This is a genomic window from Variovorax sp. YR634 (genome assembly GCF_900106655.1).
Taxonomy (GTDB): Bacteria; Pseudomonadota; Gammaproteobacteria; order Burkholderiales; family Burkholderiaceae_C; genus Variovorax.
Window position 1 is genome coordinate 23,950 of record NZ_FNOL01000034.1, and the last position, 21,305, is coordinate 45,254.

A 21,305-nucleotide genomic window follows, 5' to 3' on the forward strand; every position below is an offset into this window, starting at 1 on the left:
GAATGTAGAAATAACGGGTGACATTCATGTGTCAAAAGAGCGATGAATATCCAATTCATGGAGCACGTGCCGACCCGTAATTTCTCTGCTTCCGTAATTAACTGACCGCAAGCTGACCGGAGAATTAGAAGACGATTAGCAACTAATTAGAAAAGAATTAGGAATGCAGCTTGCGGATAGACCTTCAGCCTTGCCATCCAGCGAATGGAGATCGATTCGCGCAGGGCTTCGCCTCCGGAATTTCCTGTTTGGAAATTGGAGATGGAGTTCTGCCGGGGAAGTCCTGGACGGAAATTTCTGCGTCAAGTGCGCCGTTTTTCGGCAGCAATAGATTCACGGAATCAATGAATCCTCCGAGGCACGGCCCTACCCCGACCCGATTGCGAACGCGGAATCAGAGACCCTCAGGCCTGGTGCGAGTTGGCGGGCCATGCAATTGACCACCGCCGAATTTGTGGAATTCAGCGCCCGTGGCGCGGAATCCAATACGCCAGCGTCCCCGCCGCAGCGAAGGCGATCAGTCCTGTGACGGCGATTCCCGCGGCAAGGGACAGGCCGCCCGCCAGCAGAGACAGCAACGCCGGGCCGCACGAGGAGCCGATGTCGGACATCAGGCGCCATATGCCGAGGAAGTGCGCGCGCCCGTGACGCGGCGAGTGGTCGGCGCCGAGGGTCATGATCATTCCCGAGCCGATGCCATTGCCGAAGCCGATCGCCAGTGCAGCGATCAACAGCGTGAGAACGCCGGACGTCAGGGGCATCAGCAGCATTGCGAGCCCCATGATCAGCATCGACGGCACCGCGACCCAGCGCCTGCCCTTCCTGTCCATCACCTTGCCGGCCGGGTAGAACACCAGCATGTCGACACCACCGGCCAGGCCGTAGATCAGCGAGGCCACCGAGGGCGCAAGCATCAGGTGGTCGGCCCACAGCGGGATCACGGCCTGGCGCGACGCGCGCACCGCGCTGACCAGCACCACGCCGACACCGAGCGTGAGGAACACATGACGGTGATCCCGCAGCGTCGAGACAACGGACGTCGAAGCCGGCGCCGCCTGCCCGGCCGGGAGCGGCGGCGCCTCGAGGTCGGGGATGCGCGCGCCGATGGCCGCAGCCGCCATCACCGCCACGATGCCGACCACATAGGCCGCCGACAGGCCGAACACGTGCACCGCCCCGGCCGCGAGAAAAGGCCCGGCGAACATGCCGATGCGCATGACGCCGCCCAGCGTCGACAGCGCCCGCGCGCGGTATTCGATGGGCACCGCCTCGGTCATGTAGCTCTGGCGCGCGAGGTTGTAGACCGCCTGCGACATGCCCACCATGAAACACCCCGTGGCGAACAGGCCGAGATGCGAAGTCAGCACGCACAGGAGCATGCCAAGACCACTCCACACACCCGCCGCAACGATGGCCCAGCGCTCGCCCCAGCGCATGGTGATCATCGATGCCGGGATGTTGTTGAGCAGCGAGCCGATGCCGATCATCGCGATCACCAGCGCGGCCATGGGCACGGAAGCACCGAGGCCACGCGCCGTCAGCGGCACGATCGGCAGGATGGCGCCCTCACCCAGCCCGAACAACAGCGAAGGGGCGAAGGCCGGTACGGCGATGCGCCACAGGGAGAACGAAGGCGTGCGGGAAGAGGTCGAGGCGGCGGGCGGGATTGACATGCGCAGAAGGGTTCGGATTTGTTGCCGCCACCCGCCGGGCGGACAAAGGCGCGGCAATTGTCTCGCCGATGCCGAATGTCTGCAGGGCCTCTCCTTTCCTTTTCCTTTCCTCACCCCGTCCTGCGCTGCATCTCCCGCGCGGTCTTGCCGACCACGTCCCTCAGCGACTGCACCATCGGATGCCCTTCCAGCTCCTTCAGCGTGAAGAAGCTCACCGGCGGCAGGTTCCAGTTCAACCTGTAGGGCAGCGCCGCCCAGTGCCCTGCGCGCTCCATGTCGGCCACCACGTCCCGCGCCAGGATGGCGATGGCGTTCGGCTCGGTCCGCAGCACCATCTCCATGCTGCGGATCGACGTGGTCTCCAGCATCGGCACCGGGGGCTGCACGCCGGCACCCACGAAGATCGCGTTGTAGGTCCTGCGCATGGGCGTGTTCGGCGGCGGCAGGATCCAGTCGAGCTGCGCCAGTCGCGCCCAGTCAAGAGGCCCACGCGACAGGCGCTTGACGCTCTTCGCGGCCACCACCAGGCAGGGCTCCTGCTGGTAGACCGCCTCCTGCACCAGCCCAGTTGCATCACCGTCATAAGAACGGCCGATCGCGCAATCGAGCTCGCGCGCAACAAGGCCGGCGACGAGTTCGTCCGTCGTGCCCTCGCGCGTCATCACCGCCATGCGCGGGGTGCGGTCCAGCAAGTGAGTGAGTGCCGTGGACAGCAGCTGTTGCGGCACCTGCTGCGTGAGGCCCAGCCGCAGGCGTCCGCTGCGCCCCGCCTCCAGTGAGGTGAGCACGCGCGTGGTGGCCTCCAGCTCCGCGAGCCAGCGCTGCGCGTAGTGCAGCACGGCCTCTCCGGCCGGCGTGGGCACGAGGCCGCGGCTGGTGCGCTCGAAGAGCTTGCTGCCGAAGATGTCTTCCGCCTCGCGCAGTGCCTTGGTGATGGCCGGCTGGCTCACCCGCATTTCGGCGGCCACGCGGCCCAGCGTGCGGTGGCGATCGATGGCCTGCAGCAGCGACAACTGCCGCAGCTTCAGGCGGGAGAGCAGTGTGTGCTGCAGGTCGGCGGCGGGGTCGCGGGCGGTCGGCATGGCCATAACTCCCAGGTTATCGAGTCATCAGAATTTAATGCACTTCGGTGAATTACGGCGCCTAGACTTTCTTCATGCCCATCGCCACCGCATCGATGCCCACGGCCCTCACGAACGAGCTGCTGGACGCGCTCGCCGAGGCGCGAAGTGCCGATGCAGCCCTGCGCCAGGTGGACCACATGCGCAGCCTGATCGCAGGCGAAAGCATCTTCAGCATCCAGCAGAACGTGACGACCGCGCACGACCCGGCCGGCGAGATCCGGCTGCGCCGCTTCTATTCGTCCCAGGCCGAGCGCCATCCGGTGGGCGGCACCAAGCGCAAGACGCTCACGCCGTGGACGCAGTGCCTCTTCGTGCAGGGCCGGGTGTTTGTGGCGGAGGGTGCAGAGGCCGTGGCACCGCATTTCGACGACTTCGAGCAGATGCGCCCGTATGGCCTGCAGAGCGTGATCAACGTTCCCCTGCTCCGGGGCACCGTCTGCTACGCCACGTTCAATGTCTTCGGCACACGCCCCGAATGGCAGCCGCACGAAGTGCTGGGCATCCGCCTCCTGGCGCTGGCTGCGGCGCGCTGGGTGCCGGCCGCGCCCGGGCTCGCGTACCGCTTCACCGATATGTCCTTCACTTCGCCGATGGAGAGCTGACCATGCCAACAAGAATTCCTGTCGTGATCGTCGGAGGCGGCCCGGTGGGGCTGTCGATGGCCATTCTCCTGCAGCGCTTCGGCATCGAATTCGTGCTGCTCGAACGCAGCCCGACAACAACCGACCACCCCAAGGCGCGCGGCACGTACACCCGCACGATGGAGATCTTCCGGCAGTGGGGCATCGACGGGCTGATGAAGCGGCATGCGCTGCCTGACGGCGCGGACTTCTTCGCGTTCTGCGAGTCCATGACCGGCCACGAATGGGGCCGCACCAACCCCGAGCCCAACGTGGGCCACTCGCCGTGCTGGAAGATCATCCAGTCGCAGGACACGGTCGAGGTGGAACTGCTGGACCATGCGCGCAAGAGCGAGGTCGGCCAGTTCCTGTTCGGCCATGAGTTCGTGCAGTACGAAGAAGGCGCCGACGGCATCGCCGTGAGCGGCCGCAAGCTGGACACGGGCGAGATGCTCACCTGGCAGGCCCAGTACCTGATCGCCGCGGACGGCGCCGCCAGCTCGGTGCGCCGGCAGGCCGACATCGAGATGCGCGGGCCGGCCACGCTCGCCGTGATGGCCAACGAGTTCTGGCAGGCCGACCTCTCCCATGTGCGCGATGCCAAGACGTGCGCGGGCTGGCGTGTCTACGCGAAGGAGTCGCCCTACCCCATCACCACCGTGCTCAACACGAACGGCAAGGACCGCTGGCTCAATCTGTTGCCCGTGGGCCGTGAGGTGGACGAGCGCACCGGCGAGCGCAGCGATGAAGAAGTCGTGCGCCTCGCCCGCACGGTTTCCGGCGTCTCCAACCTCGATGTGAAGGTCATCAACCGATCGGTGTGGCGCATGAGCCGCCAGGTGGCCGCGAGCTTTCGCAAGGGCCGCGTGCTGCTGGTGGGCGACTCGGCGCACCGCTTTCCGCCCAACGGCGGCTACGGCATGAATTCCGGCATCCAGGACGCGCACAACCTCGCCTGGAAACTGGCCTTCGTGCTGACGGGTCGCGCCGGCCCGCGCCTGCTGGACAGCTACGAGCAGGAGCGCCGCCCCATCGCCGAATCGAATGCCGACTTCAGCCTGCACAACGCGACGCGCTTCACCCGGTGCGACGAGGCTCTGCGCTCGGGCAACAAGGACCGCATCGACTTCTGGATCCGCGACAGCGACAACCACATCCACAGCATCGGGCAGTCGCTGGGCTTCTGCTACGAAGACGGCGCGGTCGTTCCCGACGGCACGGGCAGGCACGTGATGCGCCCGCGCTGGTACGAACCCACCGACCGGCCGGGTGCGCGCTTTCCGCATCTGTGGCTGGACCTGGCGCGGCGCCACACCACGCTCGACTGGTTCGACCGGGAGTTCGTGCTGGTCGCAGGGCCCAAGGCAGACGGGTGGATGGAGGCGGCGCGCGCCGTGTCCGGCAAGAACGGCCGAGTAGTGCAGGCACACCAGCTGGAAGACAGCCACGAGAAGGACGGGCTGCTGCTCGGCCTGCGCGGCGCGGTGCTCGTGCGGCCGGACGGGCACGTGGCATTCCGCATGCCGTGGACGCCGTCGGACCCCGCCGCCGAGCTCTCCGCCGTTCTCGCCCGACTGCTGGACTGATGCCATGCCCGTCACCGCACTGCACCACTACACGATCCGCTGCACGCCGGACGAACTGTCGCAGCTGGTCGACTTCTACACACGCGTGATGCGGCTGCAGGTCGGAGCCCGGCCGGAGATCCCCGCGCCCGGCGCCTGGCTCTACGCAGAGGGTCAGCCGATCGTTCACCTGTATGCGCACCTTGCGACGCCTGACGCAGCGAGGCAGCCGGTCACGGGCCACGTCGACCACATCTCGTTCCGGTCGCGCGGACTGAAGGAGATGCGCGAGCACCTCGTTGCATTGGGGGTGCCATACGTCGAGGCGCCGATTCCCGGATGGGACATTCACCAGCTGTTCCTGAACGACCCACGCGGGCTGAAGATCGAGATGACTTTCTGGCTGGATCAGGAAGAAGGCGGTGCGGCATGACCGACTTCATTCAGGCCGGCGAAGTGCGTGTCGCCTTCGAACGCGAAGGCCAAGGCCCGGCGCTGGTGCTGATGCATGGCGCAGAGGCCACGCGCGGAATGTTCGCCGCGCTGGTGCCGCACCTGTCGAAGCACTTCACCGTGATCTCGTACGACCAGCGCGATTGCGGCGACACCGAAGGGCCCGAGCGCGTGGCGACGCTGGCGGACCTGGCCGGCGACGCACACCAGTTCATCAAGGCACTCGGGCTCAAGCGCGCGCACGTGTTCGGCTCGTCGTTCGGCGGCAGGGTGGCGCAGGCCTTGGCGCTGCTGCATCCACGCTCGATCGATCACCTGGTGCTCGCCAGCACCTGGCCGCTGCCGCGGCCGTATGAAGAACTCTGCCCTGAAGCGCGCCGCCTGGCCGAACTGCGCCACGGGCTGCCCGGCACGGCCGACGAATTGGCGATCTGGTTCTTTCCAGAGGCCTATCTGCAGCAGCGGCCCGAACTGCGGCGCGTGTTCGCGAATGCCCGGCCGGAGTCGGCGCGCTCCCGGCGACGAACGGCCACCGTGGCGACTGCCCTGGATAACGGCGTGGCGGACATCGTGGCACCAACGCTCGTGCTGGCCGGCGAACTCGACCGCGTGGTGCCGGCTGCGGTAACGCTGGCCATGGCCGGCCGCATCCACGGGGCCGATGCCGTGCTGCTGCCGGCCATCGGCCATGTGGCAGCCATGCAGGCGCCGGAGGTTCTCGCCCATCACCTCATCCGCTTCCTGAAGCCCGAAGGAGCCAAGGCATGAACACCACCCTCTTGCAGGCGGCACCCAAGGCGGAGAGCAGCGCCGACTACATCCGGATCGAGGGGCTGTCCAAGCACTTCGGCGCAGGCAGCGAAGGCGTGCTCGCGCTCCAGCAGATCGACTGCAGCATCCAGCAGGGCAGCTTCGTCACCATCGTCGGCCCCAGCGGCTGCGGCAAGAGCACGCTGCTGCGCATCCTGGCCGGGCTGCTCGACTACCAGGTCGGCAGCGTGATGCTCGACGGCCAGCCGATCCAGGGCACGCGGCGCGACGTGGGCGTCGTGTTTCAAAGTTCGATCCTGCTGCCCTGGCGCACGGTGCTCGAGAACGTGATGCTGCCGGCCGAGGTGATCGGGCTGGACAAGAAGAAGGCGCGCGAGCGCGCCATGCAACTGCTGCACATGGTTCGCCTCGATGGCTTTGAGCACAAGCTGCCGCGCCAATTGAGCGGAGGCATGCAGCAGCGCGCCTCGATCGCGCGGGCGCTGCTGCACGACCCCAAGATCCTGTTGATGGACGAGCCCTTCGGCGCACTGGACGCGATGACGCGCGAGCGCATGAACCTCGAGCTGCAGCGCATCTGGATGGAGAGCGGCAAGACCGTCGTGCTGATCACGCACTCCATTCCCGAAGCCGTGTTCCTGGGCGACAAGGTGTTCGTGATGTCGCCTCGCCCGGGCACGCTGGAGCGCGTGCTGCCCATCGACCTGCCGCGGCCGCGAACGATGGAAGCGATGTCGCATCCGGCCTTCGCGTCGGCTTCCGCCTCGATCCGCGAGCGCTTCTCGCACGCCGCTTCATTCGACTGAAAGGACGCTGCCATGACGACCGCCACGTTGACCTCCGATTCCACCGCGCAGCCCGACGCAGTCGTCGCCCGGCCCGAGAAGGCGCCGCGCCAGCGCCGCGCCAACCCGCTGGCCTCCACGCGCGTGCAGTCCATCCTGCTGCTGATCACGCTGCTCGGCTCGTGGGAAGCGGCCGTGCGGTGGTTCAAGCTGCCCAGGCACCTTGTTCCGCCGGTCAGCGACATCGCAGTCGCGCTCTGGCGTGGCTTCGCCACCGGGCCGATGGCGAAGGACGGCTTCTGGTACCACGGCGGCGTGACCCTCGCCGAGATCCTGCTGGGCTTCTTCATCGGCAGCGGCATCGGCCTGGCGATCGGCATCGTGGTCTCGCAAATGCCGAAGCTGGAAGCGCTGCTGGAGCCCTACGTGGCCGCGCTGCAGAGCGTGCCCAAGGTGGCGGTGGCCCCGATCATCGTGGTCTGGCTCGGCTTCGGGATCAGCTCCAAGGTGGTGATCATCTGCCTGCTCACCTTCTTTCCGGTGCTTGTGACTGGCATCGCGGGCTTCAAGGCGGTGGACCCGGACCGCATCGACCTGCTGCGGTCGCTGTCCGCCACGCGCTGGCAGATCTTCCGCAAGACCAAGTTCCCGAGCGCCCTGCCCTACATCTTCGCCGGCCTGAACATGGCCGCCGCCTTCAGCGTGGTGGGCGCGGTGGTGGGTGAGTTCGTGGGCGCCCAGGCCGGGCTGGGCGTGCTGATCCTGCAGATGGAGGCGCAGGCCGACACCGGCGGCAGCTTTGCGGTATGCGTCGTTCTCTCGGTCATCGGCATCCTGCTGACCGGGCTGCTGCGCCGCGTGCAGCGGCGGGTGCTGCACTGGATGCCTGCCGACACCTCGCAGCGCACCGTGAACGTTTGATCCGCCCTTGTGCGGCGGGCGCCTCAGCCGCACGACTGTTTTCTTCCAACGTGGCCGGCGCCCTGCCGGCAAGGAGTGGACCATGTTGACGCGACGCGATTTCGGCCTGGGGCTGGGTGCCCTCGGGCTCGCCGGCGGGCCGCCGGCACTGGCGCAGAACCTGCGCGTGATGAAGGTGGCGAACACCGCGGCGGTCAACGACCCGCAGCAGTGCTTCGTGACTGCGGGCCAGCATCCGAAGCTGAACTTCTACAAGCGCGGCGGCGTGGACGTGGAGTACGTCAACATGTCGAACATGACGCAGGCGCTGCAAAGCCTGCGCGGCGGCCACGTGGATTTCGGGCCTGCGGTGCCCGGCATCCTGCTGCCGGCGATGGCCAAGGACCCGACGCTGGACCTGGTGAGCGTGTACAAGTGGCTGCCGCGCAATGCCAACGTGATCGTGGTGAAGCCGGGCAGCCCGATCAAGTCGGCGGCAGACCTGGCGGGCAAGCGCATCGGCGTGCGCAGCCAGGGTGACAGCGGCATCGTGGTCACCAGGACCATGCTCGCCGAACTGGGCCTGAAGGACGACAAGTGCGAATACATCGCCATCGGCGACGGCGCGCCGGCCGGCGCGGCGATCGACAACGACCGCGTCGATGCGATGGTGAGCTTCGACACCGCGGCGGCGCGCGTCGAGCTGATCGGCACCAGGCTGCGCTACGTACCGATCACGCCGAAGTTCGCCCAGGTGGGGTCCGGCTGGATCTGCGTGCCGCGCAAGCTGTTGAAGGAAGAGCGCAAGGCGCTGGTGGCGCTGTTCCGCGGTATCGCCAAGTCCACGATCTTTGCGCACAACAACCTCGATGCCGGCATCGACCTGCACTGGGCCGTGTACCCCGAGAGCCGGCCCAAGGGCCGCAGCGAGGAAGAGGTTCGCAAGGAACTGGCGTTCGTCCTGAAGGACCGCAAGAACAGCTGGATGCGCCGGCCGGACGATCCCGACCAGCGCATCGGCGCGTCGTCGCTGGCCGAGTGGAAGGCCAACATCGAGATGACCGCCGAGAGCAGCAAGAACCCCAAGCTGGCGGAAGAGCTGGGCGATCCGAACCGGCTGTTCACCAACGAGTTGATCGACGAGATCAATGCCTTCGACAAGCAGGCGGTGGTGGAGATGGCGAAGGCTTTCAAGCTGTAGCCGCCTTTTGCGTTGCGGCCGACTGCGGGCGCGTCTTGATTCAAGCGGTTGTGGGCCGCGCAAACTCGATCGGCAAATCCTTGAACTGCTTGCGCAGACCCGGCACGGGCGCCCCGCCCACCACGATGCGCGCAAACGCATCGAGCGGACTGAAGAAAGCGGGCCGCAGGCGATTGAGCTTGCTTTCATCCACGATCAGGAAGCTCTGCGACGCGCTGCGGATCGCCGCCTGCTTCACCGGTACTTCGTGAAAATTGGAACAGCTCGCGCCCCGCTCCAGGTCCAGTCCGCCGGCCGAGATGAAGGCCTTGTTCACGCCCAGCCGGTTGAGATATTGCAGCCCCTCGTCGGAAAAGAACGTGGCCGACGACGCGTGGTACAGCCCGCCCAGCAGCATCAACTGCGTGTTCGGCCGGCGGCTGAGGATCGACGCGATGTTCGTGGAGTAACACACCACGCTCAATGGCATGTCGGGCGGCAAGGCCTCCGCGAAATGGACCATGGTGGTGCCGCAGTCGATGAACAGGCTGTCGTGCGCCTGCACCCACGTGGCGGCGCGTTCGCAGGCCACGCGCTTGTGCGCTGCGTGCTGGTCGCTGGCCTCGTCGAGCGAGTACCTGTCGGCGCCCGGCAGCGTGGTCGCAAGCACGTAGCCGCCGAGGGCGGTGAGCGGCGAGTCGGCGGCCGACAGGTCGCGGCGGATCGTCATTTCCGTCACGTCCAGCCGCTGGGCGGCCTGCTTGATCGGCAACGGTCCGCCGGCCTCGACGAGCTCCTGCATCTTTGCAAGGCGCAAGGCCCGGGCCTCGGCGCCGGCGGTCTTTCGCATGTTCTGGTTCCTCTGGTCCACACGCCTGAGTATCGGGCATCAAAAATGTTATTTCAAAAACATCTTGCGCAGATAAATGTTATTGAAATAACATTCACGCCAATGCGCCACCGGCCCTGCACGGCGGTCTGCACAACGATCGGAGACAAAGACATGCCCCTTGCCTGCCTGCCGCTCACGCGGCGCCTGCGCGCCCCGGCGCCCTTCACTCCATGACCTCCACTTCCCTCGTTCGCGCCAGCGGCGCGGTGCGCTCGCGCCCCGTCTCGACCGTCGCGGCCGCTTCGCCCCCGGCTGCCGTTGCCGGCGCCGCGGCGATGGCGCCCGACAAGAAGCCGCACACCATCGCGCGCAACACCGCGCAACCCTTCGACACCGGCTGGTTCGACAACATCCGCGTCAACCTCTCGGCCGCCGAACGCCGCGTGGCCACGCTGCCCGGTCGCCGCTCGGTCAAGAAAGATGCGCAGGCCGGCTGGCTGCTCAAGGCCATCACCTGCATCGACCTGACCACTCTCAACGGCGACGACACGGCCGAGCGCGTGCGCAGGCTGTGCGCCAAGGCCGCGACCCCCGTGCGCCCCGACCTGCTGGCCGCGCTGGGCTTTGCAGATCGCACGCTGCACACCGGCGCGGTCTGCGTCTATCACCGCTTCGTGGCCACGGCCGTGGATGCGCTCGCGGGCACCGGCATTCCGGTGGCGGCGGTGTCCACGGGCTTTCCGGCGGGGCTGATTCCGCACGAGCTCAAGCTCAAGGAGATCGAAGCATCGGTGCGCGACGGCGCGGCCGAGATCGACATCGTCATCACGCGCGAACACGTGCTCACCGGGCAGTGGCAAAAGCTCTACGACGAGATGCGCGACTTTCGCCTGGCAGCGGGCGATGCGCACGTGAAGGCCATCCTGGCCACGGGCGAACTGAAGACGCTGCGCAACGTCGCCAAGGCCTCGATGGTCTGCATGATGGCCGGCGCCGATTTCATCAAGACCTCCACCGGCAAGGAAGGCGTGAACGCCACGCCGCTGGTCACGCTGGTGATGCTGCGCATGATCCGCGAGTACGAAGCCCGCACGGGTTTTCGCGTGGGCTACAAGCCCGCCGGCGGTGTCTCCACCGCCAAGACCGCGCTCGACTACCAGGTGCTCATGAAGGAAGAGCTGGGCCGCGCCTGGCTCGAGCCCGACCTGTTCCGCATCGGCGCCTCCACCCTGCTGGCCGACATCGAGCGCCAGCTGGAACACCACGTCACGGGCCGCTACTCGGCCTTCCACCGCCACCCGATCGGATGACCCGATGAGCAGCAACAGCAGCGTCGCACGCTATTTCGACACCATGGACTACGGCCCCGCGCCAGAGAGCGACACCGACGCCCGCCAATGGCTCTCGCGCCATGCAGAAGGCTTCGGCCACTTCATCGGCGGGCACTTCACCCCCGCATCGGCCGGCCCGCATTTCGACACGGCCGAACCAGCCACCGGCCAGCGGCTCGCCGGCATCGCACAGGGGTCCGCGCAGGACGTGGACGCCGCCGTCGCCGCGGCGCGCGCCGCGCAGCCCGGCTGGCTGGCGCTCGGCGGCCACGGCCGTGCACGGCATCTGTACGCCCTGGCGCGCATGGTGCAGCGCCATGCGCGGCTGCTCGCGGTGGTCGAGGCGCTGGACAACGGCAAGCCGATCCGCGAGAGCCGCGACCTCGACGTGCCGCTGGTGGCGCGCCACTTCTATCACCACGCCGGCTGGGCCCAGCTGCAGGAGCGCGAGTTCGCCGACCAGGTGCCGCTGGGCGTGATCGGCCAGATCATTCCCTGGAACTTCCCGTTGCTGATGCTGGCCTGGAAGATCGCGCCCGCGCTGGCGCTGGGCAACACGGTGGTGCTCAAGCCCGCGGAGTTCACGCCGCTGAGCGCCCTGCTGTTCGCCGAACTCGCGGCGCAGACCGGCCTGCCCGCCGGTGTGCTGAACGTGGTGACCGGCGACGGTGCCACGGGCGCGGCGCTGGTGGCGCACGAAGGCGTCGACAAGATCGCTTTCACCGGCTCGACCGACGTGGGCCGCCTGATCCGCGAAGCCACCGCCGGCTCGGGCAAGTCGCTCACGCTGGAGCTGGGCGGCAAGTCGCCCTTCATCATGTTCGACGACGCCGACATCGATGCCGCCGTGGAAGGCGTGGTCGACGCCATCTGGTTCAACCAGGGCCAGGTGTGCTGCGCCGGCTCGCGGCTGCTGCTGCAGGAAGGCATTGCGGCCGACTTCATCGAACGCCTCAAGCGCCGCATGCAGAGCCTTCGCGTGGGCCTGCCGCTGGACAAGGCGATCGACATCGGCAGCCTGATCGACCCTTCGCAGCTCGAACGCGTGCGTTCGCTGGTGGCCACCGGCGTGCGCGAAGGCGCAGTCTGCTACCAGCCGCCGGGCGCGCTGCCCGCGGGCGGCAGCTTCTTTCCGCCCACGCTGCTGACGGGTGTGCACCCTGCCTCCACCGTTGCGACCGAAGAGATCTTCGGCCCGGTGCTGGTGACCATGACCTTCCGCACGCCCGACGAGGCCGTGGCACTGGCCAACAACACGCGCTACGGTCTCGCGGCCAGCGTGTGGAGCGAGACCATCGGCCTTGCGCTGGGTATCGCGCCGCAGCTGCAGGCCGGCGTGGTGTGGGTCAACGCAACCAATCTGTTCGACGCGGGCGTGGGCTTCGGCGGCTACCGCGAATCGGGCTACGGCCGCGAAGGCGGACGCGAGGGCTGCTACGAATACCTGAAGCCGCGCGCATGGGCCGAGCGCAAGCCGCGTCCGGCAACTGCATTTGCCCAAGCTGCGAACGAGGCAGACAAGGCACCGGTCGCCGCGGGGCTTCCGGCCATCGACCGCACGGCCAAGCTGTTCATCGGCGGCAAGCAGGTGCGCCCGGATGGCGAGCTCTCGCACCCCGTGTTCTCCGCCACCGGCCAGCGGCTCGGCGAGGTGGGCACCGGCAACCGCAAGGACATCCGCAACGCCGTGGCCGCCGCGCGCGCCGCCACGGGCTGGTCGAGCGCCACGCCGCACCGCCGCGCGCAGGCGCTCTACTACCTGGCCGAAAACCTCTCGGCGCGCGCCGGCGAATTCGCCGCGCGCCTCACAAGCCTGACCGGCGCGGCCGCGCGCGCCGCACAGGCCGAAGTCGACGCCGCCGTGAGCCGCCTCTTCGCCTACGGTGCGTGGGCCGACAAGTACGAAGGCACGGTGCACATGCCGCCGCTGCGCGGCGTGGCACTGGCCACCGTCGAGGCCATCGGCGTGGTCGGCGTGGTGTGCCCCGACGAAGCGCCGCTCTTGTCCTTCGTGAGCCTGCTCGCGCCGCTGCTCGCCATGGGCAACCGCACGGTGATCGTGCCGAGCGAGAAGCATCCGCTGATCGCGACCGACTTCTACCAGGTGCTCGAAACCTCCGACCTGCCGGCCGGCGTGGTCAACCTCGTGACCGGCCCTGTCGCCGGCCTTGCGCAGACGCTGGCCGAGCACGACGACGTCGATGCGCTGTGGGTCTTCGGTGCGAAGGAGCTGTCGCGCACCGCGGAGCGGCTGTCGATCGGCAACCTCAAGCGCACGCTGGTCGACCACGGCCTGGCCACCGACTGGCACGACGGCGCGGCGGCCGAAGGCCCGCTGTTCCTGCGGCATGCCACGCAGGTCAAGAACATCTGGATTCCCTATGGCGAATGAGCGCTGTCAGTGCTTCCAAAGCCTCGAAAACCAAGGGAAATCCCTCAATAGCAAACGTTTGCGCAAACGTTTTCTTTCCCTAAGATCGCAGCCAACCGAACCGTTCCATCGCCAGGAGTCCGCATGCTGAAGTCCATCCATCCGCTGCTCAATGCCGACGTGCTGTACGCCCTGCGCGCCATGGGCCATGGCGACGAACTGGTGCTGTGCGATGCCAACTTTCCGGCCGACTCGGTGGCGCGCCAGACCACGCTGGGCCGGCTGCTTCGCATCGACGGCGTGGGCACCACGGAAGCGGCGCGCGCCATCCTGTCGGTGCTGCCGCTCGACGAGGCGGTGGACGATCCGGCGCGCCGCATGGAAATCATGGGCCAGCCGCACGAGATCCCGCCGGTGCAGCAGGAAATGCAGCGCGAGATCGACGCCGCCGAGGGGCGCGCGCGCCCGCTGGGCTCGATCGAACGCTTCGCCTTCTATGAAGCCGCGCGCCGCGCCTACTGCGTGATCGCCACCGGCGAGCGCCGCTTCTACGGCTGCTTCATCTTCAAAAAGGGCGTGCTCGCGCCGCAGGCCTGACCCCATGACCGTCCTCACTTCCAGGCAGCACGGCGTCGCCGTGCTCGGCATCTTCGTTGCCGACCTTGCGTTTCGCGCGTCCAGCCTTCCGGGCGTGGGCCAGACCATCGCCGGCTCTGGCTTCGCAATGGGCCCGGGCGGCAAGGGATCGAACCAGGCCGTGGCAGCCGCACGCGCAGGCGCCGGGGTCACGTTCATCTCCAAGCTGGGGCAGGACGCCTTCGGCAACGACGCGCTCGCCCTGTGGTCGCGCGAGGGCATCACGCCGCGCGCGCCGCAGGTGACGGCGCAGCCGACCGGCGCGGCGTTCATCTACGTTCATGAAGTCACCGGCGACAACGCCATCATCGTGGTGCCAGGCGCCGCGATGCTGATCGACGCCGCCGACGTCGACGCGGCAGCCGATGCGATCCGCGGCGCACGCGTGTTCGTCACCCAGCTCGAGCAGCCGGCCGCCGCCGCGCGCCGCGGGCTGGAGATTGCCCGCGAGGCCGGCACGCTCACCGTGTTCAACCCCGCGCCCGCCCTGCCCTTCGACGACGCGCTCTACGCACTGTGCGACTACATCACACCCAACGAGCACGAAGCCGCAGCCCTGAGCGGCATACCCGTCGAAACCATCGAGGACGCGCGCCGCGCGGGCGACTTCTTCCTCGCCAAGGGCGTGGGCTGCGCGCTCATCACGCTCGGCGACAAGGGCGCCCTGCTGCACAGCGCAAGCGGCTCCGAGCACATTCCGGTGTTCCGCGCCGGCGCGGTGAAGGAAACCACCGGCGCGGGCGACGCCTTCAACGGCGGCTTTGCGGCCGCGCTGGCCGAGGGCGCCACTGCCCGCGAGGCGGCGCGCTTCGGCGCGGCGGTCGCGGCCATCTCCGTGACACGTGCCGGCACGGCGCCCTCGATGCCCACGCGCGCCGAGGTCGATGCGCTGCTGGCTCGCGTCGCCTGACAGGACCCTGCCCATGAAGCTCAGGTTTTCAGACCGCGAACTCAACTTCCTGGTCGGCATCAACGTCCTCATCCTCGTGGTGGCGACAGTGCTGTCCAAGGGGGACTTTCTCGACGTCTACAACTTCCAGTCCATGGGCGGCCAGCTGCCCGAACTCGGCCTGCTGGCCATGGGCGTGGCGCTGTCGATGATCTCGGGCAACGGCGGCATCGACCTGTCGGGCGTGGCGCTGGCCAACCTGGCGGGCGTGGTGGCCGCCACCCTCGCGCCGCAGCTGGCCGCGCCCGATGTGTCGCCCTGGCTCTACACCGGCTGGTTCGCCGCCATCGCGCTGGCGGTGGGCCTGGCCGGTGGATTGCTCAACGGCGTGCTGATCGCGAAGGCGGGCCTCACGCCCATCCTCTGCACGCTGGGCACGCAGCTGCTCTACACCGGCCTGGCAGTGGTGCTCACGGGTGGCTCCAGCCTGCGCGTGGGCGATGCCGAGGCGCTCTCGGCCATCGGCAACGAGATGGTGCTGGGCGTGCCGATTCCGTTCGTGATCTTCCTAGTGATGCTGCTGGCCGTCGGCTGGCTGCTGCGGCAAAGCCCCTTCGGCATCCGCCTGTTCCTGCTCGGCACCAACGCCAAGGCGGCGCGCTACGCCGGCATCTCGCAGGCCCGCATGCTGATCGCGACCTACGCGCTGTGCGGATTCCTCGCAGCCGTGGCCGGCGTGATCATTGCCGCGCGCACCGCGAGCGTGAAGTCGGACTACGGCAACTCCTACCTGCTGATCGCCATCCTCATCACGGTGATGGCGGGCGTGCGGCCACAGGGCGGCTACGGACGCATGGTGTGCCTGTTCTTCTCGGCGGTGGCGCTGCAGCTGCTGTCGAGCACCTTCAACCTGCTGGGCATTTCCAACTTCTTCCGCGACTGCGCCTGGGGCCTGCTGCTGCTGTTCTTCCTGGCCTACGGGCGCTTCGGCCTGCAGGACCTGCGCATCTTTCTTTCCACTTCGCGCTCCAGCGCACCGCCGCACCAGCTCCCTCCTGGCGCGGCGCAAAGAAACCCCGAGGGCTAGGAGACAACATGCTGAAGAAAACAAAGATCGCCTGCACCGCACTCGCCCTCACCACCGTGGCCTTTGCCTCGGCACTGCACGCGCAGGGCAAGCCGCAAGACATCGTCACCGTGGTGAAGATCACCGGCATCAGCTGGTTCAACCGCATGGAAGTGGGGGTGAAGGAATTCGGCGCGAGCACGCCGGGCGTGACCACGCGCCAGATCGGCCCGGCCCAGTCGGACGCCGCGCAGCAACAGCGCCTGGTCGAAGACCTGGTGGCCAAGAAGGTCGACGCCATCGCCGTGGTCTCGATGGACCCGCCCACGCTGGAGCCGGTGCTCAAGCGCGCGATGGAACGCGGCATCAAGGTCGTGACGCACGAGGCCGACAACCAGAAAAACACCATGGTCGACATCGAGGCCTTCGACAACACGGCCTACGGCGCGCGCATCAACGAGCGCCTGGCCGCCTGCATGGGCCAGCAGGGCAAGTGGACCTCGCTGGTGGGTTCGCTGGGCAGCCAGTCGCAGGTGCAGTGGGCCGACGGCGGCGCCTCGAACGCGAAGAAGTACCCCAAGATGCAGCTCGTCGATGCCAAGAACGAATCGCTCAACGACGCCGAGAAGGCCTACGGCAAGGCCAAGGAAATGCTGCGCAAGCACCCCGACCTGAAGGGCTTCCAGGGCTCGTCGTCGCTCGATGTGCTGGGCATCGGCCGCGCGGTGGAAGAAGCCGGCCTGCAGGGCAAGGTCTGCGTGTTCGGCACGGGCCTGCCCAGCGAGGCGGCCAAGTTCCTCGAGTCGGGCGCGGTCGGTGGCATCGCCTTCTGGGACCCGAAGGATGCCGGCCTCGTCATGAACAAGGCAGCCAAGATGCTGATCGACGGCAAGACCATCACCGACGGCACCGACATGGGCGTGCCGGGCTACAACAAGGTCTCGGTCAAGAAGGGACCAGGCGTCGGCATCGTCGTCACGGGCCAGGCCTGGGTCGAGGTCGACAAGCAGAACTACAAGAAGTACGCCTTCTGAGCCTGCGAACCATGACCCTTGCAGCAGCGCCCTCCACGCCCGTTCCGCACTTTCCGGCCGCGCCGACGGGGCGCCGCGTCTTTCTCGAGGTGCAGGACGTGCACAAGCGCTTCGCGGGCGTGCACGCGCTGCGCGGCATCGACCTGACGATCGAGGCCGGCGAGATCTACCACCTGCTCGGCGAGAACGGCTGCGGCAAGAGCACGCTGATCAAGATCATCTCGGGCGCGCAGCCGCCGAGCCAGGGCCGCATCGTGATCGACGGCAGGCCGCACGATGCGCTGTCGCCGCTTCAGGCGCTCACGCTCGGCATCGAGACGGTCTACCAGGACCTGTCCCTGCTGCCGAACATGAGCGTGGCCGAGAACGTCGCGCTCAGCGAGCAGTTGGTGAGCACCGGCGGCAAGCTGGCGCGCCGTTTCGACGGCAAGGCGGTCGCGGCCACGGCCGTGCGTGCGCTGGAGACGGTGAAGCTGCCGACCGACGCAGCCTTCCTGGCGCGCCGCGTCGACGAACTGCCCATTGCCACGCGCCAGCTGGTGGCGATCGCGCGCGCCGTGGCCACGCGCGCGCGCATGGTCATCATGGACGAGCCCACCACCTCGCTCACGCAGAAGGAAGTGGACAACCTCGTGCACGTGGTCGAGGCGCTGCGCGCGCAGGGCGTGGCGGTGCTGTTCGTGAGCCACAAGCTCGACGAGTGCATGGCCATGGGCGGCCAGGCCATCGTGTTCCGCGACGGCACCAAGGTCGCGCAGGGACCGATCAAGGGTTTCACCAAGGCCGAGCTCGCGCACTGGATGACCGGCAAGCAGCTCGACGGCGCCCGCTACCGTCACCGCTCGCACGACGGCGACGTGCTGCTGGAGGTCGAGGCGCTGGGCCGCGGCACGCAATTCAGCGACGTGGGCTTCACGCTGCACAAGGGCGAGATCCTGGGCATCACCGGGCTGCTCGACTCGGGGCGCAACGAGCTGGCGATGGCGCTCGCGGGCGTGCAGGCCGCGGACCGCGGCCGCATCTCGCTCGCAGCGAAGGAGATCACGCTGAAGACACCGGCCGACGGCATCCGCCAGGGCATCGGCTATGTGCCCGAAGACCGGCTCAGCGAAGGCCTCTTTCTCGACAAGCCCATCCGCGACAACATCGTCACGGCCGTGCTCGGCCGCCTGCGCGGGCGCTTCGGCGCGCTCGATGCGCGCCAGTGCCAGGCGCTGGCCGAACGCACCGTGGCCGACCTGCAGATCGCTACGCCCGACGTGGACCGCCCGGTGCAGTCGCTCTCGGGCGGCAACCAGCAGCGCGTGCTCATCGGCCGCTGGCTCGCCATCGATCCGCGGGTGCTGATCCTGCACGGCCCGACCGTGGGCGTGGACGTCGGCTCGAAAGACACCATCTACCGCATCGTGCAGCGGCTGGCCGAGCAGGGGCTGGGCGTGATCCTGGTCAGCGACGACCTGCAGGAACTGCTGCAGAACTGCGACCGCATCCTTCTGATGCGCAAGGGCCGCATCGCCCACGACTTCGACGCGCAAGGGCTGGCCGAAAGCGAGCTGTACCGCGCGCTGGTTTCCGACACCCCCTCTCCCGCATTCTCATGACGGCTTCCACCATGCAAGCGCACACCACCGCTGTGCCCGCAGCGCCCGAGCCCCGGGCCCGCACGTCCTGGCGCCACTGGCTCGCGCAGCGCCCCTCGGTCTTCACACTGGCGCTGATCGTGCTGGTGAGCCTGGTGGTGGGCGCGATCAACCCGAGCTTCTTCCAGTTGCCGGTGCTGTTCGACATCGTGCGCGCCTGCACGGTGCTGGGCCTGTTCGCGCTCGGCGTGCTGATCGTGCTGGCCGCGGGCGGCATCGACGTGTCGTTCGCGGCGATTGCCGCGCTCACGATGTACAGCATCACCAAGCTCGTGCTGAACTACTTTCCGGAAGCGCCGATCGCGCTGCTGCTGGTGGCGGGTGCGGCCAGCGGCGCGGTGCTCGGCGTGCTCAATGGCCTGCTGGTGCACTGGCTCAAGGCGCCCTCGCTGATCGTGACCATCGGCACGCAGTACCTGTACCGCGGCATCCTGCTGACCTTTGTCGGCACCGTGTTCTTCATGAACGTGCCGCTGCCGATGGATGCCTTCGGCAAGCTCGCGCTCTGGCGCTTCGACACGCCGCAGGGCCTGCACGCGGTGCTGCCGGCCACCGTGCTGGTGCTGGCTGGCGCGGCGGTGCTGACCTGGTGGCTGCTGAACCGCACGCTGATCGGCCGCGCGGTGTACGCCATCGGCGGCAGCCTGGCAATCGCGGAGCGGCTGGGCTACAACCTGCGCACCGTTCACGTCTTCGTGTTCGCGTACGCGGGTTTCCTGTCGGGCCTGGCGGGCATCGTGCATGTGTCGAGCACGCGGCTGGCCAATCCTTTCGACCTGGTGGGCAACGAACTGGACGTGATCGCCGCCGTGATCCTCGGCGGCGCCCGCATCACCGGCGGCAGCGGCACCGTGGGCGGCACGCTGCTCGGCGTGGTGCTGGTCACGCTGATCAATAACGTGCTGATCCTGGCGGGAGTGCCCAGCACCTGGCAGAAGGTCATCATCGGAGCCTTCATCCTCGTGGCCGGGGCTTGCTTCGCGATGCGCAAGCAGGGCTGAGGGCTTCACGCTCATGCCAGAAGGCAGATCGATGACTGTCAGAGGCGGGCATCGACCGACCAGGCTACAGCCGCCGCTATGCGCGAGCAGGCTGATGGACTTCGGGGGGTGAAGGCTCGGCGGCCATGTCGCCGCGCCCGGCTCGGCTGAAGCTGTCCTCGTTTGCCTTGAGCCACCGCAACGCCATCCACAACGTCGCGCCGGCAAGCAGCGCGCTGGGGATGGCGACGATCAGCAGTCCATGGCCGATCATCGACGGGCCCCCGATCCGCTCGCTGACCCAGCCCGTGAAGAAAGGACCGCTCCCGCCCCCACCCACCGTGTTCAGGAATGCAGCCACCGCGATGACCTGCGCCCTGAAAGCCCTCGGCGCAAGCACCTGAATCGGGATGGCCGACAGCGCCAGGTACATCGCGAACAAAAGCGCCGTGCTGGCGTAGAGCACCATCGCCAATGTCGTGCTCGCCACCAGGTAGGTTCCTGCAATGAGCGGAACGACCGCGAGCGTCACGCCCATTGCGATCTGGACGATACGCCGGGCAGCCAGTTCGTCGGGCGCCCTGCTTGCAAGCACCCCGCCCAGCAAGGCACCGCCCAACCCGAAAAAGATGTTGATGGGCCCCAGGATGCGCCCGACATCGGCCGCGCCCAGGTGATGAACGCGAATGAAGAACGAAGGCGCCCATGCCGACTGCGAGTAGAAGCCGACCGTGACGAGCATGCCGCCGATCAGGTACGGCGCGAAGAAGCCGACGCGGTCCTTCACAGCCCCGGGGAAAGTGGCACTGGCCGTGGGCAGCGCCGATGGCTGCTGGCGAACGGGCTCGCGCACGGTCGCGAGAAGAACCGCGCCGAGCAGCAGGCCGGGCGCCCCCACGCACACCAGAACGCTTTGCCAAGGCTCCAACGCGCCGACAAGCGGCAGCGACAGACCGCCGGACTGCGTGAACCCCCTGAGCAGAAGGCCGCCCAGCACGAGCGATAGGCCGCCTCCCACGAAGGGCGCGGTCATGAAGACGGATGTTCTGCCCACCAGCCGGCGCGGCGAGAAGCTGTCGGTGAAGATCGACAGCGCGGCCGGGATCAGCCCGGCTTCCGCCACCGCGGTGACCGCCCGCGCCGCCATGAAGGCATGGAAATTGGGAGCGAGTCCGCACGCAATGGTCGCAAGGGACCAGACCAGCACGCAGACGCCGGCAATCCTCACGCGGTTCCCTTTGTCCAGCGCCCGTGCCAGCGGGATGCCCATTACCGCGTAGCACACCGTGAACGCAAAGCCCTGCACCAATCCGATCTGCGCATCGTCGATGGAGAACGAGTGCTTCAGCGCGTCGACGAGGATGCTGACCACCGTCCGGTCGATGTACGAAATGATTGCGCACAGCCAGAACACGCAGACGACATACCAGCCTCTGGATGGGGTCAGCAAGTCGG

General features: G+C 67.8%; 19 protein-coding genes. 15 read left to right on the plus strand and 4 right to left on the minus strand.

What is annotated here, in order from left to right; genetic code table 11:
- Positions 1-461 precede the first annotated feature (461 nt).
- Together BLV60_RS32180 and BLV60_RS32185 are read right to left on the minus strand one after the other, a co-directional pair.
- Positions 462-1,673: an MFS transporter gene (locus BLV60_RS32180; RefSeq protein WP_093059577.1), complete on the minus strand. Its 1,212-nt coding sequence runs from the start codon at positions 1,671-1,673 to the stop codon at positions 462-464.
- A 110-nt stretch (positions 1,674-1,783) separates the two neighbouring features.
- Positions 1,784-2,755, minus strand: coding sequence for a LysR family transcriptional regulator (locus tag BLV60_RS32185; protein ID WP_176929033.1), 972 nt, complete (start codon positions 2,753-2,755; stop codon positions 1,784-1,786).
- Positions 2,756-2,829: 74 nt separating this feature from the next.
- Between BLV60_RS32185 and BLV60_RS34205 the strand changes: the two genes are divergently transcribed.
- The 7 genes from BLV60_RS34205 (at position 2,830) to BLV60_RS32215 (ending at position 9,092) form a co-directional block, all read left to right on the plus strand.
- The gene (locus BLV60_RS34205) at positions 2,830-3,399 is read left to right on the plus strand and encodes a GAF domain-containing protein (RefSeq protein ID WP_143042668.1); all 570 of its coding nucleotides are present in this window, start codon (positions 2,830-2,832) and stop codon (positions 3,397-3,399) included.
- Positions 3,400-3,401: 2 nt separating this feature from the next.
- Positions 3,402-5,003, plus strand: a complete 1,602-nt coding sequence (locus BLV60_RS32190; protein WP_176929035.1) for an FAD-dependent monooxygenase — start codon at positions 3,402-3,404, stop codon at positions 5,001-5,003.
- Between the two features lie 4 nt (positions 5,004-5,007).
- A complete protein-coding gene (locus tag BLV60_RS32195; RefSeq protein ID WP_093059582.1) occupies positions 5,008-5,415 on the plus strand; it encodes a VOC family protein in 408 nt (135 codons plus the stop codon).
- Positions 5,412-6,203: an alpha/beta fold hydrolase gene (locus BLV60_RS32200; RefSeq protein ID WP_176929037.1), complete on the plus strand. Its 792-nt coding sequence runs from the start codon at positions 5,412-5,414 to the stop codon at positions 6,201-6,203. Before BLV60_RS32195 ends, BLV60_RS32200 begins: the two co-directional genes overlap by 4 nt.
- On the plus strand, positions 6,200-7,012 hold the full coding sequence (locus BLV60_RS32205; protein WP_093059586.1) for an ABC transporter ATP-binding protein: 813 nt from the start codon (positions 6,200-6,202) through the stop codon (positions 7,010-7,012). Before BLV60_RS32200 ends, BLV60_RS32205 begins: the two co-directional genes overlap by 4 nt.
- A gap of 12 nt (positions 7,013-7,024) precedes the next feature.
- Complete coding sequence (locus tag BLV60_RS32210; RefSeq protein ID WP_093059588.1) at positions 7,025-7,912, plus strand: ABC transporter permease; 888 nt, start codon at positions 7,025-7,027, stop codon at positions 7,910-7,912.
- Between the two features lie 82 nt (positions 7,913-7,994).
- Positions 7,995-9,092, plus strand: a complete 1,098-nt coding sequence (locus BLV60_RS32215; protein ID WP_093059590.1) for an ABC transporter substrate-binding protein — start codon at positions 7,995-7,997, stop codon at positions 9,090-9,092.
- A gap of 40 nt (positions 9,093-9,132) precedes the next feature.
- Here BLV60_RS32215 and BLV60_RS32220 read toward each other — a convergent pair whose 3' ends face one another.
- Entirely contained in the window at positions 9,133-9,921 is a 789-nt protein-coding gene (locus BLV60_RS32220) for a DeoR/GlpR family DNA-binding transcription regulator (protein ID WP_093059624.1), read from the minus strand.
- A gap of 317 nt (positions 9,922-10,238) precedes the next feature.
- Here BLV60_RS32220 and deoC point away from each other — a divergent pair, with 317 nt between their 5' ends.
- The 8 genes from deoC (at position 10,239) to BLV60_RS32260 (ending at position 19,871) form a co-directional block, all read left to right on the plus strand.
- On the plus strand, positions 10,239-11,213 hold the full coding sequence (gene deoC, locus BLV60_RS32225; RefSeq protein ID WP_256329673.1) for a deoxyribose-phosphate aldolase: 975 nt from the start codon (positions 10,239-10,241) through the stop codon (positions 11,211-11,213).
- Positions 11,214-11,217: 4 nt separating this feature from the next.
- Positions 11,218-13,626, plus strand: coding sequence for an aldehyde dehydrogenase family protein (locus tag BLV60_RS32230; RefSeq protein ID WP_093059594.1), 2,409 nt, complete (start codon positions 11,218-11,220; stop codon positions 13,624-13,626).
- A gap of 123 nt (positions 13,627-13,749) precedes the next feature.
- Complete coding sequence (locus tag BLV60_RS32235) at positions 13,750-14,202, plus strand: RbsD/FucU family protein (RefSeq protein ID WP_093059596.1); 453 nt, start codon at positions 13,750-13,752, stop codon at positions 14,200-14,202.
- Positions 14,203-14,206: 4 nt separating this feature from the next.
- Complete coding sequence (rbsK, locus tag BLV60_RS32240) at positions 14,207-15,151, plus strand: ribokinase (RefSeq protein ID WP_093059598.1); 945 nt, start codon at positions 14,207-14,209, stop codon at positions 15,149-15,151.
- A 13-nt stretch (positions 15,152-15,164) separates the two neighbouring features.
- Complete coding sequence (locus tag BLV60_RS32245) at positions 15,165-16,217, plus strand: ABC transporter permease (protein WP_176929039.1); 1,053 nt, start codon at positions 15,165-15,167, stop codon at positions 16,215-16,217.
- Positions 16,218-16,225: 8 nt separating this feature from the next.
- Positions 16,226-17,230: a substrate-binding domain-containing protein gene (locus tag BLV60_RS32250; RefSeq protein WP_093059600.1), complete on the plus strand. Its 1,005-nt coding sequence runs from the start codon at positions 16,226-16,228 to the stop codon at positions 17,228-17,230.
- A gap of 11 nt (positions 17,231-17,241) precedes the next feature.
- Positions 17,242-18,831: a sugar ABC transporter ATP-binding protein gene (locus BLV60_RS32255; protein ID WP_093059602.1), complete on the plus strand. Its 1,590-nt coding sequence runs from the start codon at positions 17,242-17,244 to the stop codon at positions 18,829-18,831.
- Complete coding sequence (locus tag BLV60_RS32260) at positions 18,828-19,871, plus strand: ABC transporter permease (protein ID WP_093059604.1); 1,044 nt, start codon at positions 18,828-18,830, stop codon at positions 19,869-19,871. Before BLV60_RS32255 ends, BLV60_RS32260 begins: the two co-directional genes overlap by 4 nt.
- A gap of 76 nt (positions 19,872-19,947) precedes the next feature.
- Here the strand turns inward: BLV60_RS32260 and BLV60_RS32265 are convergent, their stop codons facing one another.
- A complete protein-coding gene (locus tag BLV60_RS32265; RefSeq protein WP_176929041.1) occupies positions 19,948-21,300 on the minus strand; it encodes an MFS transporter in 1,353 nt (450 codons plus the stop codon).
- Between the last annotated feature and the right edge of the window lie 5 nt (positions 21,301-21,305).

What these genes read in the sequence shown, in the direction of transcription:
- BLV60_RS32180 (WP_093059577.1), bottom strand. Translation starts at nt 1,673, where the DNA reads ATGTCAATCCCGCCCGCCGCCTCGACCTCTTCCCGCACGCCTTCGTTC.
- BLV60_RS32185 (WP_176929033.1), bottom strand. Translation starts at nt 2,755, where the DNA reads ATGCCGACCGCCCGCGACCCCGCCGCCGACCTGCAGCACACACTGCTC.
- BLV60_RS34205 (WP_143042668.1), top strand. Translation starts at nt 2,830, where the DNA reads ATGCCCATCGCCACCGCATCGATGCCCACGGCCCTCACGAACGAGCTG.
- BLV60_RS32190 (WP_176929035.1), top strand. Translation starts at nt 3,402, where the DNA reads ATGCCAACAAGAATTCCTGTCGTGATCGTCGGAGGCGGCCCGGTGGGG.
- BLV60_RS32195 (WP_093059582.1), top strand. Translation starts at nt 5,008, where the DNA reads ATGCCCGTCACCGCACTGCACCACTACACGATCCGCTGCACGCCGGAC.
- BLV60_RS32200 (WP_176929037.1), top strand. Translation starts at nt 5,412, where the DNA reads ATGACCGACTTCATTCAGGCCGGCGAAGTGCGTGTCGCCTTCGAACGC.
- BLV60_RS32205 (WP_093059586.1), top strand. Translation starts at nt 6,200, where the DNA reads ATGAACACCACCCTCTTGCAGGCGGCACCCAAGGCGGAGAGCAGCGCC.
- BLV60_RS32210 (WP_093059588.1), top strand. Translation starts at nt 7,025, where the DNA reads ATGACGACCGCCACGTTGACCTCCGATTCCACCGCGCAGCCCGACGCA.
- BLV60_RS32215 (WP_093059590.1), top strand. Translation starts at nt 7,995, where the DNA reads ATGTTGACGCGACGCGATTTCGGCCTGGGGCTGGGTGCCCTCGGGCTC.
- BLV60_RS32220 (WP_093059624.1), bottom strand. Translation starts at nt 9,921, where the DNA reads ATGCGAAAGACCGCCGGCGCCGAGGCCCGGGCCTTGCGCCTTGCAAAG.
- deoC (WP_256329673.1), top strand. Translation starts at nt 10,239, where the DNA reads ATGGCGCCCGACAAGAAGCCGCACACCATCGCGCGCAACACCGCGCAA.
- BLV60_RS32230 (WP_093059594.1), top strand. Translation starts at nt 11,218, where the DNA reads ATGAGCAGCAACAGCAGCGTCGCACGCTATTTCGACACCATGGACTAC.
- BLV60_RS32235 (WP_093059596.1), top strand. Translation starts at nt 13,750, where the DNA reads ATGCTGAAGTCCATCCATCCGCTGCTCAATGCCGACGTGCTGTACGCC.
- rbsK (WP_093059598.1), top strand. Translation starts at nt 14,207, where the DNA reads ATGACCGTCCTCACTTCCAGGCAGCACGGCGTCGCCGTGCTCGGCATC.
- BLV60_RS32245 (WP_176929039.1), top strand. Translation starts at nt 15,165, where the DNA reads ATGAAGCTCAGGTTTTCAGACCGCGAACTCAACTTCCTGGTCGGCATC.
- BLV60_RS32250 (WP_093059600.1), top strand. Translation starts at nt 16,226, where the DNA reads ATGCTGAAGAAAACAAAGATCGCCTGCACCGCACTCGCCCTCACCACC.
- BLV60_RS32255 (WP_093059602.1), top strand. Translation starts at nt 17,242, where the DNA reads ATGACCCTTGCAGCAGCGCCCTCCACGCCCGTTCCGCACTTTCCGGCC.
- BLV60_RS32260 (WP_093059604.1), top strand. Translation starts at nt 18,828, where the DNA reads ATGACGGCTTCCACCATGCAAGCGCACACCACCGCTGTGCCCGCAGCG.